Here is a 14167-nt window from a genome sequence, read left to right as displayed (position 1 = left end):
TAAGACTGACACCAATCAATCCTATCGAATGTCTTAGCTTTTGCAGGAACCAAGTTCCTGCTGTTTATTAGAAAAAAACGAGTTGTTTCTTCTTGACATACTGGTTGTTTTGTTCAGTTTTCAAAGAGCAAATTGTTTCGGTCGTTTTTGAAGCGACCTAATTAATATATCATGACGAGAAGTTTGTGTCAACAACTTTTTTGAATCGTTGTTTTCGTCGTGTTTCTTCCCGGTTCGCCTTTCTTCTTTATGGCGACTTTAATAATATATCACCTGCGACGATGATCGTCAACAGTTTTTCTACCAAAAGATATATTATAAACGTAACAACATAATAAGTTGTTACAATAGTGAACAGAGGTGAGCCCTCCGCTTAACACGGATAAAGACTTTATCATTCCTAAAGGCCACACAGATTCCTGTGTAATCATAATATAGAAAGTTTACGGGAATAAACATAAATTCACCCGCAATAAGGGAGAATTACACTTGCAAATCCTCCTGATACTTGCGGGTGGCGGGTATTCTATGGATCGAATAGGCTCGTTATCTCTTGACGTCACCTTTCCACTCAAGCATTCCTCCAGCCATATTTTCAACCTTATAGCCGTGTTCCTTTAGAAATGCGGAAGCTCTCATACTCCTGGCTCCTGACCTGCATACCAACACATAGTTCTCTTCTTTATCCAGGTTATCCAGGGATTCAGGAATCTCGCCAAGAGGAATGTGTTTCGCTCCTTCAATCATACCTTGTTCCACTTCTTCATCCTCTCTGACATCGATAATGGTCAGATTATCATTGTTCTCCAAACGACGTTCCAGTTCTTCTGGTGTAGTTTCTTTTACCTCACTCATCTCTCTCACCCTTTTTTCCATGATGGTTCAATCATACTTATTCCTGGTATAGGTTGCAAATATCCTACACAGAATAATAAGGAAGAAAATGCATAGGGGGCTTTTGATGATATTCACTCATATATTCCTCATCCTTTTATCAATTGTAATTCCTTCGCATGCTGCAGCTGAATCAACCATACCTGACTCCATCTTGATCCAGACATTCCATGAAGATATTGCGGGTGATGGTTACAAGGAGACAATCGAACTAAAAGGAACTCTATTCTCCGATGACACGAACTATTATCGCGATATAGGGATAGATGTATCAAATAAATTCGGTAAGGAGTGGAAAATTTCTTATGGCGGCGGTTATGAACCCGAACTGCAATTTTTAGATCTGAACCATGATGGTGTAAAAGATGTGTTCTACCAAAGCGCCACTGGCGGAAGCGGAGGACTGTATAATTATCAACTGCATACATTCAAAGGAGACAAGTTAGAGGAGATTCCCCTTCCAGAGCAGCCCGTAAGCGGGGAATTCCAGGATAACTTCAAGGCGATGATCAAACTCACACCGACAAGTGAAGAACAGTCCATAGACGTCAGCGAACGTAAAACAGAATATATCGAGCTGGGTATTTATGATGAATCCGGCAAACTGATACAGCCCAAATCTTTGATGATCGATCCCATTGCCTATTTTGATCCCATCTTAGTAAACAAGAATAAGGGTTACGGTTTGAAAAGCTACCAGCAAATCAGCGGGGCATATCATGCAGATCAATTAGGAACAATAGAAACCCTGTGGTTTTACGAGGACGACAACTGGATCATCCTCCAGACCAAATGGCTGCCAACCCCGTCACCCCAGCCTCCGTCATGATACTGGTTAGCGTCCATTACTCCTACATTAAAAGCCCCCCTAACGGTATAGGGAGGCTTTTTATCAGTTAGCTACAATATTCACAAGCTTACCAGGAACGACGATGACTTTACGTACGGTTTTTCCTTCGATAAGCTCTTTTATCTTGTCATTAGCTAAGGCTTTTTCTTCCAATTCCTCTTTTGATATGTCTTGAGCGACATTCATTTTTGCTTTGACTTTCCCCATGATCTGAATGACGATCTCTACTTCATCTTCCACCAATTTATCTTCCTCATACTCGGGCCATGGCTGGTAACTGATCGTTTCTGAGTAGCCAAGACGTTCCCAGAGCTCTTCAGCAAGATGCGGGGCTACCGGGGAAAGCAGTTTGACAAACCCTTCGACATATTCCTTCGGCAGATGGTCCGCTTTGTAGCCTTCATTGATAAAGACCATCATTTGGGATATACCCGTATTGAAATGAAGGTTTTCAAAGTCTTCGGTGACTTTTTTGACGGTTTCATGATAAACCTTTTCAAGTTTCCCATTAGGTTGATCAGTAATTTTTTCAGACAAAGACCCTTCCTCACTGATCAATAATCTCCAAACCCGATCAAGGAATCTTCTGGCTCCGTCCAGACCATTTGTGGACCACGCAACCGCGGCATCCAACGGCCCCATGAACATTTCATACAGACGGAGAGTGTCTGCACCATGAGAGAAGACAATATCATCAGGGTTTACAACATTTCCTTTTGATTTACTCATTTTTTCGTTTCCTTCACCAAGAATCATTCCTTGGTTAAATAACTTCATGAACGGTTCTTTTGTCGGAACCACACCAATGTCGTAAAGGAACTTATGCCAGAACCGGGCATATAGAAGATGTAGTACTGCGTGTTCTGCTCCTCCGATATAAATGTCAATAGGGAGCCATTCTTTCAAGGCTTCCGGATCCGCCAACTTCTCGGTGTTATGCGGGTCGATGTAGCGCAGGAAATACCAGCAGCTTCCTGCCCATTGCGGCATGGTATTGGTTTCCCGACGGCCTTTCATTCCTGTTTCAGGGTCGGTGACATTCACCCATTCGGTTGCATTAGCAAGAGGTGACTCACCTGTACCCGATGGTTTAATTTCGTCCATCTTAGGCAACTCCAGTGGTAGCACTTCTTCCGGCACTGTAGTCATCGTACCGTCTTCCCAATGGATGACAGGGATAGGTTCACCCCAGTAACGCTGTCTGGCGAAAAGCCAGTCACGCAGGCGGTAGGTGACTTTCTTTTCCCCTTTTCCTTGCTCTACAAGCCAATCAATCATCTTGCTGATGGCCTCTTCTGTCTCCAAACCGTTGAGGAAGTCGGAATTCACATGTTTCCCATCACCAGTATATGCCTCAGAAGACAGATCTCCTCCAGCAACCACTTCTTTGATCGGGAGCTCGAATTTGGTCGCAAATTCATAATCTCGTTGATCATGTCCCGGAACAGCCATGATCGCACCAGTTCCATAGCCCATCATGACATAATCCGCTACCCAGATAGGCATCTTTTCCTGATTCACAGGATTGATAGCATAAGCACCTGTAAATGCTCCCGTCTTTTCTTTTGCAAGATCTGTTCGTTCCAATTCAGATTTGGTTTGTACCTCTTCCAAGTAGGAATTCACACTTTCTCTTCTGTCTTCCGTCACAATCTTTTCCACATACGGATGTTCAGGAGCCAAGACAGCATAAGTAGCACCAAATAATGTGTCCGGTCTCGTAGTGAAGACGGTGAATACCTCCTCATGACCATCAATGGAGAAGGTGACTTCCGCTCCTTCTGACCTGCCTATCCAATTACGCTGCATGTCCTTGATGCTTTCTGGCCAGTCCACATCATCAAGGTCCTCTAGCAAACGATCCGCATAGGCTGTAATCTTAAGCATCCACTGTTTCATTGGCTTCCGTACCACTGGATGCCCGCCTCGTTCACTTTTTCCGTCTATTACCTCTTCATTCGCTAGTACTGTTCCCAAGGCCGGACACCAGTTCACTGCCACTTCGTCCATATAGGCAAGGCCATGCTCATATAACTTTGTAAAAATCCACTGGGTCCATTTATAATAGTTCGGGTCTGTAGTATTGATTTCTCTGTCCCAGTCATAAGAGAAACCCAGCTCCTGGATTTGCCGTTTGAATGTGGCAATATTTTCAGCGGTAAATGCTTCCGGACTGTTCCCTGTATCAAGGGCATACTGTTCAGCCGGGAGACCGAAAGCATCCCATCCCATCGGATGAAGTACTTCATAGCCCTGCATCCTCTTCATACGGGAGAATATGTCTGTAGCCGTATAACCTTCGGGATGGCCTACATGGAGTCCTGCTCCAGATGGATACGGGAACATATCCAATGCATAGACTTTTTCTTTTTTGGAATACGTATCCGTTTTGAATGTTTTGTTGTTCTTCCAATAACTCTGCCACTTGTCTTCAATATGGCGATGATCAAAACTCATTGATTTTCCTCCTCTGTTGGCATTAAATGGAAATGCATCAAAAAAAGCCACCCCTCCCTATAAAATAGGGACGAGCAGCCTTTGAAAGGGCCCCGCGGTACCACCCAAATTAACGTAAGTATACGTTCACTCGAATCTTTAACGCAGATTTACGGCAGGAACTACTGGGCAAGGTTCACTCCTGCGACTCCGAAGGGGAGTTCATAAATTTCCGGGAACAGTTTCCACCTGCCACTGCCTCTCTCTACCCGGATAGACTTTATTACTGATCCTTCTCCATGTCGTTGCATTATGTATATAGAATGGTAATGAAATGTAGGAAGTTTGTCAAGACAACCTCCTTTTCATCTGCTATGATGGACATGAAACATGTCAAGAAAAGGAGTTATTCACATGATGGTCAAAGGAATCCTCGATTATGCACATGAATTGCTGAAAAATTCTGTAGAGCACGGAGATATTGTCGTCGATGCGACCTGCGGCAACGGCCATGACACAGTTTTCCTGAGCAGACTCACTGGACCCGAGGGCAAGGTATACGCTTTCGATGTCCAACAGCAAGCGATACAGAATACAAAACAGTCACTTGCAGACGCAGCCTGCCACAATGTCACACTCATCCATGATAGCCATGCACACGCCTCTGCGTACTTGCCTGATAAGGAAATCGGCGGTGCCATTTTCAATCTTGGCTACCTTCCAAGGAGCGATAAATCAGTTGTTACAAGAGGATCTTCAACCACAGAAGCACTAACTACCCTGCTTTCCCGGATGGGAAAAGGGAAAATGACGGTACTTGTCGTCTATCACGGGCACCAAGGAGGGCGAGAAGAAAAAGAAGCGGTACTGGAATACCTGGAACAGTTGGATCAGCAAACATATACGGTTCTTCAATACGCATTCATCAACCAAAAGAATGATCCTCCGTTTATAGTCGCGGTACAAAAAAAGTGACGCTAGCAATTGGATGGGTTCAACCACTCTTTCCCCCATTCAATCGATAATAAAGCGCCGTATTCCAGTAAAAAAATCTAGATCTCCAACCTCCCCGTTTGATCAGCGTCCGCCGCATCTGTGGGCCATTTCTCAATTCATCCACCTTGGGGTCGCCCAAGTATAGACCGATTAGGCCTTCCAGCACCATCTGGTGAAATAGCGGATTTGGCAGTGAATGGCTCCGGCTCTCGGCCTGCTGGATGAAAAAGAGGAATCGCTCCTTCATCCTGTCCTGGTCTTCATAATAGCTACAGAAGTTCAAGTCCCCTTCTGCTTCATCCTCCTGCTGATCGATAAAATAATCCAGCATGATATGTACCGCTTGTATATATGGAAAGTATCCATCATAAATTTTTCCAGCAACCTCTTCATCCATATGACTGGACAAGGCATAGGATACAAGACTGAATACCCCGAGTGTTGAGCCAGCTGCAGCAGAAAACTCGTACCAATCCAACCCTTGAAACGATGTTTTATGCTGATGAAACCACGCTGTCAATCTTGGTACCCTTTCCTGTTTGGCAACATGTTTATGTACCTGCAGATCGGTATATAGACATTGGAGGTCAAGAAGATAATCTTTCACCATCTGGTAGTTATCCAGATGGGTGACTGTGTGTCGACATGTAGCTGCCAGCTCTGCAAGGTATCCTCCATCATCCTGTTCTTCTCTATACCGGTAATAATTCCTGGTCTCTTTCCCAGGTACCAGTGCATCTTCCATTGCTTGATGAAGCTGGCGGAAATCTGCAGGGTCCATCGATGTGCTCCGATCACAAAGATTGTCCAAATAGTCACTGATCGTCTGGTAGGCAACAATGAACCGCACCGCCTCCTCGAATTCCTTCCCTGCAAGCAAACTGTACACTGCTCCTCCCTGACAATGGAATCGCTTTGCCTCCATACTGGCCAGTGCCTGGCTTCGCAACTCCATGTCAGGGATCTCCAAAGCTCGTCTCTTCCAGTAGGTAAGTTCCCTGTCCACCGCCGGAAATACTTGCTGATACACTCTTTTCATTAATACCAATGCCTTGGTTGGGACTTGTTTTGACAATCCAATTCCTCCACCCTGGAAATGTCCGTCTTCATCTCCGGTTTGTTATACTAATTATATCATCATATTTCCAAGGAGGATTCAACTATGTATGCTTATAAAGATAAGGAACCATCCATTCATGATACGGTATTCCTGGCAGAAGATGCCCTGGTGATCGGTGACGTTTCCATTGGAGAAAATTCAAGTGTTTGGTTCAAAACGGTCATACGGGGGGACGTAGCACCGACACGGATTGGTAAACGTGTCAATATCCAGGATTTGTCCATGCTTCATCAAAGCCCTGGCCGTACATTGGTGATTGAAGACGATGTGACCGTTGGCCATCAAGTAACACTTCATTCCGCCATCGTAAGAGAGAAAGCACTGATCGGAATGGGTTCCATAATTTTAGACGGGGCAGAAATAGGAGAGAATGCATTTGTAGGAGCAGGCAGCCTCGTCCCTCCAGGTAAGAAAGTTCCGGCCAATACACTTGTTATGGGCAGACCAGCGAAAGTGGTCAGAGAGTTGACGGAAGAGGATCATAAAGAAATGGAACGAGTCAGAAAGTCTTATGTCGAAAAAGGACAGTATTATAAGGAACACACCAATCTATAAAAGAAGGCCATACAGGAATGATCCTGCATGGCCTTCTTTTATTCTTATTCAATTTCGGTCAGTGCCTTCAATTCATCCACCTTATCTGTTTTCTCCCATGGGAATTGGACATCCGTCCTTCCAAAATGCCCATAGGCCGCGGTATTACGAAAGATAGGCTTTTGCAGGTCAAGCATGCGGATGATTCCTGCCGGCCGGAGATCAAATATTTTGCGTATGGATTGAACCAGTTTCTGCTCTCCGACAACTCCTGTGCCGAATGTGTTCACAGAAATGGATACCGGTTCTGCTACACCGATGGCATAAGCCAGCTGCACCTCACATGTTTTGGCAAGTCCTGCCGCGACAATATTCTTGGCTACGTAACGGGCAGCATATGCTGCAGAGCGGTCCACTTTCGTGGCATCCTTGCCGCTGAATGCTCCTCCACCATGCCTGGCATAGCCGCCATAAGTATCTACGATGATTTTCCGTCCGGTTAGTCCTGCATCCCCTTGTGGACCGCCTATGACGAAACGTCCAGTCGGATTGATGAAATACTTGGTCGTATCGTCCAGCAATTCGGGGGGCACGACAGGTTTGATCACATGTTCCTTAATATCCTTCTCGATCTGTTCCAACGGAATATCCTGGTGATGTTGGGTAGATATGACAATGGTATCGACCTTGACTGGGCGATCCTCTTCATCATACTCTACCGTCACCTGTGTCTTACCGTCCGGGCGGAGATAGTCGAGGACTTTATCCTTTCTAGAATCTGCCAGGCTTTTGGCAAGCTTATGTGCCAGAGAAATTGGCAATGGCATCAATTCTTCTGTTTCATCACAAGCAAAACCGAACATCAAGCCCTGGTCCCCTGCACCGATTGCATCAATTTCCTCTTCCGTCATCTTGCCTTGGCGAGCTTCAAGAGCTTGATTGACCCCTCCAGCAATATCAGGCGATTGCTCATCAATCGCAGTGAGTACGGCACAGGTATCTGCATCAAACCCGAACTTTGCCCGAGTATAGCCGATTTCCTTCACCGTCCGGCGCACTAGTGCCGGAATATCTACATATGTACTAGTGGAAATTTCACCAGCTACCAATACCAACCCGGTTGTAACGGTAGTTTCACACGCTACCCTGGCAAAAGGGTCCTTTTTAAGTATTTCATCCAGAATAGCATCGGATATCTGATCGGATATCTTATCCGGATGTCCTTCTGTTACTGATTCAGAAGTGAATAAACGACGGTTTTCAGCCATGTGGCTAAATCCTCCCCTAATTATATTACGGTACTCTATTTTTCCTTATGTTTTTCCTTTTTATCCAAACTGGTTAAAAATATCAGAACATACCGGATTTCCATAACCTAATATGGAAGCCTAAGGATTTCCTGTCAGGCAACAATAACGTTCAAACAAAGAAAAAACCTTTCCTGCCATCATGAGGAAAGGTTATGGCCTTTCACTCTTATTGTCCAAGGAAATATCCTTGCATCAGGTAAGCACCTTTTCACGCTGACGTGATGGTTGCTGGGCTTCATCGGGGCTGTCCCTCCACCAACTCTGAATAAGAGAGTATCCGTTCGCAGTTAATCGTATCGAAAGAGGTCTGGTGTGTCAACCTTTTTGGAAGGCAGCCATAGTAAAGTTCAATTTTTCATAAAATAATCGCAGAATTAGTGTGGACTATATTTTTTAATGTGTTATACTAATAAACATAATCAGAAAAAAATGGATGTTTGATAAGTATACTGTGTAAATTCATCAAAAAAAGGCGGGTTGTCGAAATGAAAATGGTGGAAAAATCATTAACAAAAGAAATCCATTCACATGTGAATCTCCAGGAGAACTTAACGGTACCACAGCTGGTGGAACAAATCCTGGCCCGTAATGAGGGCATCCTTACCGCTACCGGAGCGGTGCGTGCCACCACAGGGGCATATACCGGACGCTCTCCTAAGGATAAATATATCGTAGAAGACGAAATTTCCGAAGATCATATCGACTGGGGAGCAGTCAATCAACAAATTGATGAATCCTCTTTCAATAGATTGTATGAAAAAATGTTGTCCCATTTAAAAGAAAAAGATGTATTATACAGCTTCAAAGGATTCGCCGGCGCTGATTCAAAATATCGACTACCTATTCAGGTGATCAATGAATATGCCTGGCACAATCTTTTTGCAAGGCAATTATTCATAACGCCGTCTGAAGAAGAACTTTCTGGACACCAAGCGGAATTCACTGTGGTTTCTGCACCTGATTTCAAAGCCGACCCGGAAGCGGACGGCACCAACTCTGAAACGTTCATTATCATCTCCTTCAAAAAGCGTGTGGTCCTCATAGGAGGAACCGAGTATGCTGGCGAAATTAAAAAATCGATCTTTTCTGTCATGAACTACCTCTTGCCCCGGCAGGATATCCTGTCGATGCACTGTTCTGCCAACGTTGGGCAAGAAGGAGATGTCGCCCTATTTTTCGGATTATCAGGCACAGGAAAGACCACGCTTTCCGCCGACCCTTACCGGCGGCTGATCGGTGATGATGAACATGGCTGGGGACCGAACGGAGTATTCAACATTGAAGGCGGCTGTTACGCAAAATGCATTAACCTTTCCGAGGAAAAAGAACCACAGATCCATAAGGCGATACGATTCGGTTCTGTGCTGGAAAACGTCGTGCTGGACCGCTCTTCCAGATTGCCTGACTACGATGATACTTCCTTGACCGAAAATACTCGGGCCGCATACCCGTTGGAAAATATGGACAATATTATTTCTCCTAGTGTGGCAGGCCACCCCAATACCATCATATTCCTGACAGCAGACGCATCAGGCACCCTGCCTCCGATCAGTAAACTGACCAAAGAGCAGGCAATGTATCATTTCCTTAGTGGTTATACCAGTAAACTTGCAGGGACAGAACGCGGAGTCACAGAACCACAGGCAACCTTCTCCGCCTGCTTTGGTGCACCATTCCTGCCATTGAAACCGGCAGCTTATGCAGAGATGCTCGGAGAGAAAATTGATCAGCACAATTCGAATGTCTTCTTGGTTAACACAGGCTGGACCGGTGGTTCTTATGGGACGGGAAAACGGATGAAGCTGTCCTACACCCGCGCCATGATCCACTCGGCATTGGAAGGTGAATTGAATTCAGTGGAAACTGTCAGAGACGAAATCTTCGACTTGAATATTCCACTGCAGGTTCCTGGAGTGCCTGACGAAGTTTTGGTACCGAAATACACGTGGGAAGATAAAGAAGCATACGAAGAAACAGCAAAATCATTAGCCATGAAATTCCACCGGAACTTTGAGAAATTTACAGAAGCCGGTGATGACATCAAGCAAGCAGGACCCGCATACAGGGTCTGAGACAATTGATTCCTCATCCCAAAAGGAATGTTTATAAATGAAGCCGGTCCCTCAACGGGGCCGGCTTTTTAAATTTCAGTTTCTTGCCTCTAGGCATTCACACATTTTCCCATTCTGCATAAGCTATGTTGACATCACACTATTTAAGGGGTTGAACGTTGTGAAGACAAAGATTATGTCCGTTGTCAGCCTCAGTATCCTTTTCCTTTTCCTTACCGCCTGCAACTCAAACAGCACAGTCTCTGTTAGCGTTGCTGAAGTAACACGTTCCCTATTCTATGCTCCACAGTATGTAGCACTGGAAAAAGGTTTTTTTGAAGAAGAAGGTTTGGAAATTGACCTTCAAACGACCTGGGGAGGAGACACCACGATGACTGCCCTGCTCTCCGATGGTGCGGATATAGCACTGGTTGGATCTGAAACCTCCATCTATGTCTACGCCCAAGATTCCAAAGACTATGCCATGAATTTTGCCCAGCTTACCCAAACGGATGGAACTTTTTTGGTAGCAAAAGAACCTCAGCCCGATTTTGAATGGGAAGATCTAAAAGACAGCAACTTCCTTGGACAGCGGGTCGGCGGAATGCCGCAGATGGTAGGAGAATATGTACTGAAACAGCATGGAATTGATCCCCACCATGATTTGAATCTCAGTCAAAATGTGGATTTCGCTAATATCCCTGGGGCGTTTTCCTCCGGAGATTACGATTATGTCCAATTATTCGAGCCAACAGCAAGTGTCTTTGAAAAAGAGGGTACAGGAGATATTGTTGCTTCCTTCGGCGAGGAGTCGGGTCAAGTGCCGTATACAGTATATATGACTAAACAAAGTTTTATGGATCAAAATGAAGAGACTGTACAGAAATTTACCAATGCAGTTTATAGGGCACAACAATGGGTGCAGGAACACAGCGCTGAGGAAATTGCGGAAGTGATCCATCCGTACTTCGAAGATACGGAAATTGATATGCTCACTGCTTCTATTGACCGTTACAAACAGCAAGGATCATTTGCAACCGACCCTATCCTTGATGAAAAAGAATGGGGGAATCTGAAAGATATCATGAATGAAGCAGGGGAGCTTCCAGCAGATGTACCTTATGATGAACTGGTAAATACGGAGTTTGCAGAAGAAGCAATCAGTGACTGAGGAGGAATAGTATGTCATTTTTAACCATGGATAAGGTATCCCACCACTATTTCTCTCCTAAAAGCTATACCAAAGCACTAGATCAAGTCACTCTGTCCGCAAAAGAAGGAGAATTCATTGGATTGTTGGGACCAAGCGGATGTGGAAAATCAACCGTTCTGTCCATTCTGGCTGGCATCATCCACCCTACTGCCGGAAGGGTCCTCTTACAGGAGGAGCCAATTTCGCGTTCGAAGCTTGCGATTGGTTATATGCTGCAGCAAGATTACCTGTTTCCATGGAAAACCATCATGGATAATGTTCTCCTTGGGCCAAAGATAACCAACACACGTACAGATGAGAAGAAGAAGGCTGCTTTGGAAATGCTGGATGAGGTGGGTCTGCATGGAGTGGCAGATTCCTATCCAAGTTCTTTATCCGGTGGTATGCGACAACGGGCAGCCCTTGTCCGTACTCTCATAAATGACCCGAAATTATTTTTGCTGGATGAGCCTTTCTCAGCCCTTGACTATCAAACGAAGTTGAAGCTCGAGGATCTAGTAGCCAATATATTGAAGAGCTATAGAAAAACAACCATCCTGGTCACCCATGATATCGGGGAAGCAATTGCTATGAGCGATCGAATCCTCATCATGGATGCTAATCCAGGTACCATAGCGAAAAGCTATGAAGTTCCGGTCGAATTAAGGAATGAAGCACCCTTCAAAGTAAGGAAACATGCCAAATACCAGCTGCTGTTTGATAAGATTTGGCAGGATCTAGAAAAAAGGGAAAATGATTCTCCACAAAGCAAGGTGGTGTCTAAGAATCATGGCAAATAAGACCGATCAACAATTATACGAAGAATATAAAAACGGACTGAAAAAAGAGAGACGGACGGTGATGATGTGGCAAGTAGGCATCTTGCTTACCCTGCTTACCTTGTGGGAAATAGCTTCCAGATATTATTGGATTGATCCATTGCTGTTCAGCTCACCAAGCCGCGTATACACCCTGCTCATGGAACGTTTTACCAATGGGTCATTATTCAGCCATCTACAGTTCACTCTATTTGAGACCTTGTTGGGATTCCTGATTGGAACCATCGGCGGCATTTTGATCGCTACATTATTATGGAGTTCCGATAGGATATCGAATATACTTGATCCTTATCTTGTTGTTTTGAATGCAATGCCAAAGGTCGCTTTAGGGCCAATTATCATTGTTGCAATGGGACCTGGACTTGTCTCGATCATTGCAATGGGTGCAATAATATCTATTATCATTACTACACTCGTTGTCTACTCCGCCTTCCGTGAAGTGGATCCAAACTATCAAAAAGTCCTGAAAAGCTTTGGAGCAACGCGTAAGCAATGCTTTCAGGAAGCGATCTTCCCAGCCGCTACACCAGCGATGATTTCCACACTGAAAGTCAATGTAGGGTTAGCTTGGGTTGGCGTTATTGTCGGTGAGTTCCTTGTCTCCAAACAAGGACTAGGGTATTTGATCATCTATGGCTTCCAAGTGTTTGACTTTTCTGTGGTCATGTCAAGCCTTGTCCTCATTGCCGTATTGGCAGCCCTTATGTATAAGCTTGTAGAACAGTTGGAAAAATGGCTGATCCGGCACACACCATAAAAAAATCGCCTATGTTTCGGGTAGGCGATTTTTAATATATTCGAGGCAGTGAACCAGTACATCATCTTTCATGATAAAACTGTAGGAAGGCTCTTCTTTTATATCGGACGGTAAAGTTGATAGAATTACCGGTCCATCCGTCTCATAGTAGGTTTCTTGTGGAGGCAGTTCATCCACATGGGCATAATAAACATTCTTGACGACTTTTTCCCTTTTTCCATCCACATGATACTGCCCGATATAACAAATGGAGCACACATTCCCTCCAGTTTCTTCTTTCACTTCACGAATTGCTGCTTGCTTTGATGTTTCTCCCTTTTCGACTTTCCCACCAGGGAACTCCATTCCTCTGCCTCTATGCTTGGTCAGCAGCCACTTGTCTTTATATCGGCATATCACCCAAACATGCCCTGGTGTGTTGGAAAAGGGATGGTCCTTAAATGATAGTGTTACTTGATTACTGTAATAATCCTTGAATCGATACATATTTACACTGCCTTTGCCGCTTAGAAATGAGTGACATCCGTGATCAACCATTCATTCTCTTTGAGGGTGAATTCAATTTCGATTTGATAATTGCCGTACAATACTGAATCATTCTCCTGAATGACCTTCACTCTGTCATCTTCTAATTGTACCATATCATAGGAATTCTTCTCAGAAAACCAACGAGGTGTTTCTGTCGGCAGCAGGTAAAGCCCATCCGCCTTTTCTGTATAATAATAATCCACATAAGGCTTAGCCGTTTGCCTGTCAGTGACGTTCTCAAATTCCTGAAGCAGCTGCTCTTTTGTACGGTAGTTTATTACCTTGTATTGCTTGTCAATGTCTTGGACAAGCAGATCCATGAACCGGCTGGTCAATTCTACAATTTCTTGATGGGATGGCTGTCCTTCCGTATTATTAAGTTCTTTTTTTACGGACTGTTTTTCTGACTGTCCATGTTCTTCTGCGATGACATGCGGCAGTCCGTATGTATTTAACATATTCAGCAATAACACTGTAAGAATAGATCCAATCAGAATAGTTAATTTTCCTTTGGTGAATTTGTCTTTCATGATGCTCTCCCCTTTAATAACTATCTGCTCTTATTATTCCTTTAACAGGGAGCTGCTAAACCACAATCGAGTAGGAGGAGGTGACTAACCTCCGTCCTCTCACACCACCGTACGTACGGACCCGTATACG

At 44.5% G+C, this 14167-nt stretch carries 13 protein-coding genes, 1 riboswitch and 1 other annotated feature; of the genes, 7 read left to right on the top strand and 6 right to left on the bottom strand.

Annotated features, from left to right (window positions below):
• Nucleotides 1-546 precede the first annotated feature (546 nt).
• Nucleotides 547-855 (bottom strand): rhodanese-like domain-containing protein, encoded by a 309-nt coding sequence (locus ACFOGI_RS03920; protein WP_390268721.1) that lies wholly within the window; start codon nucleotides 853-855, stop codon nucleotides 547-549.
• A gap of 106 nt (nucleotides 856-961) precedes the next feature.
• On the opposite strand from ACFOGI_RS03920, the gene ACFOGI_RS03915 reads away from it, so the two are divergent.
• The gene (locus tag ACFOGI_RS03915) at nucleotides 962-1723 is read left to right on the top strand and encodes a hypothetical protein (RefSeq protein ID WP_390268718.1); all 762 of its coding nucleotides are present in this window, start codon (nucleotides 962-964) and stop codon (nucleotides 1721-1723) included.
• Nucleotides 1724-1786: 63 nt separating this feature from the next.
• Here the strand turns inward: ACFOGI_RS03915 and leuS are convergent, their stop codons facing one another.
• Entirely contained in the window at nucleotides 1787-4201 is a 2415-nt protein-coding gene (gene leuS, locus ACFOGI_RS03910; RefSeq protein WP_390268715.1) for a leucine--tRNA ligase, read from the bottom strand.
• A gap of 63 nt (nucleotides 4202-4264) precedes the next feature.
• Nucleotides 4265-4489: a binding site (T-box leader), on the bottom strand.
• Between the two features lie 105 nt (nucleotides 4490-4594).
• On the opposite strand from leuS, the gene ACFOGI_RS03905 reads away from it, so the two are divergent.
• A complete protein-coding gene (locus tag ACFOGI_RS03905) occupies nucleotides 4595-5155 on the top strand; it encodes a class I SAM-dependent methyltransferase (RefSeq protein ID WP_390268712.1) in 561 nt (186 codons plus the stop codon).
• A 19-nt stretch (nucleotides 5156-5174) separates the two neighbouring features.
• On the opposite strand, the gene ACFOGI_RS03900 is transcribed toward ACFOGI_RS03905, so the two are convergent.
• Nucleotides 5175-6251 (bottom strand): tetraprenyl-beta-curcumene synthase family protein, encoded by a 1077-nt coding sequence (locus ACFOGI_RS03900; protein ID WP_390268709.1) that lies wholly within the window; start codon nucleotides 6249-6251, stop codon nucleotides 5175-5177.
• A gap of 87 nt (nucleotides 6252-6338) precedes the next feature.
• Between ACFOGI_RS03900 and ACFOGI_RS03895 the strand changes: the two genes are divergently transcribed.
• Nucleotides 6339-6851, top strand: a complete 513-nt coding sequence (locus ACFOGI_RS03895; RefSeq protein ID WP_390268706.1) for a gamma carbonic anhydrase — start codon at nucleotides 6339-6341, stop codon at nucleotides 6849-6851.
• A gap of 44 nt (nucleotides 6852-6895) precedes the next feature.
• On the opposite strand, the gene metK is transcribed toward ACFOGI_RS03895, so the two are convergent.
• Entirely contained in the window at nucleotides 6896-8098 is a 1203-nt protein-coding gene (gene metK / locus ACFOGI_RS03890; RefSeq protein ID WP_390268703.1) for a methionine adenosyltransferase, read from the bottom strand.
• 205 nt (nucleotides 8099-8303) lie between these two features.
• Nucleotides 8304-8412: riboswitch (SAM riboswitch) on the bottom strand.
• A gap of 213 nt (nucleotides 8413-8625) precedes the next feature.
• On the opposite strand from metK, the gene pckA reads away from it, so the two are divergent.
• The 4 genes from pckA (at nucleotide 8626) to ACFOGI_RS03870 (ending at nucleotide 12979) form a co-directional block, all read left to right on the top strand.
• Nucleotides 8626-10212, top strand: coding sequence for a phosphoenolpyruvate carboxykinase (ATP) (pckA, locus tag ACFOGI_RS03885; RefSeq protein WP_390268700.1), 1587 nt, complete (start codon nucleotides 8626-8628; stop codon nucleotides 10210-10212).
• A gap of 175 nt (nucleotides 10213-10387) precedes the next feature.
• Entirely contained in the window at nucleotides 10388-11362 is a 975-nt protein-coding gene (locus tag ACFOGI_RS03880) for an ABC transporter substrate-binding protein (protein ID WP_390268724.1), read from the top strand.
• 11 nt (nucleotides 11363-11373) lie between these two features.
• Nucleotides 11374-12183: an ABC transporter ATP-binding protein gene (locus ACFOGI_RS03875; protein ID WP_390268697.1), complete on the top strand. Its 810-nt coding sequence runs from the start codon at nucleotides 11374-11376 to the stop codon at nucleotides 12181-12183.
• Complete coding sequence (locus tag ACFOGI_RS03870; RefSeq protein WP_390268694.1) at nucleotides 12173-12979, top strand: ABC transporter permease; 807 nt, start codon at nucleotides 12173-12175, stop codon at nucleotides 12977-12979. The genes ACFOGI_RS03875 and ACFOGI_RS03870 overlap by 11 nt, the downstream gene beginning before the upstream one ends.
• Nucleotides 12980-12988: 9 nt before the next feature.
• On the opposite strand, the gene ytkD is transcribed toward ACFOGI_RS03870, so the two are convergent.
• Together ytkD and ACFOGI_RS03860 are read right to left on the bottom strand one after the other, a co-directional pair.
• On the bottom strand, nucleotides 12989-13465 hold the full coding sequence (ytkD, locus tag ACFOGI_RS03865; RefSeq protein WP_390268691.1) for an RNA deprotection pyrophosphohydrolase: 477 nt from the start codon (nucleotides 13463-13465) through the stop codon (nucleotides 12989-12991).
• A gap of 20 nt (nucleotides 13466-13485) precedes the next feature.
• Nucleotides 13486-14037, bottom strand: a complete 552-nt coding sequence (locus ACFOGI_RS03860; RefSeq protein WP_390268688.1) for a hypothetical protein — start codon at nucleotides 14035-14037, stop codon at nucleotides 13486-13488.
• Nucleotides 14038-14167 lie beyond the last annotated feature (130 nt).

This window comes from Virgibacillus xinjiangensis (genome assembly GCF_042643145.1).
GTDB lineage: Bacteria > Bacillota > Bacilli > Bacillales > Amphibacillaceae > Virgibacillus_O > Virgibacillus_O xinjiangensis.
The sequence above is the reverse complement of the archived record's forward strand: the minus strand, read 5'-3'. Positions and strand labels throughout refer to the sequence as shown.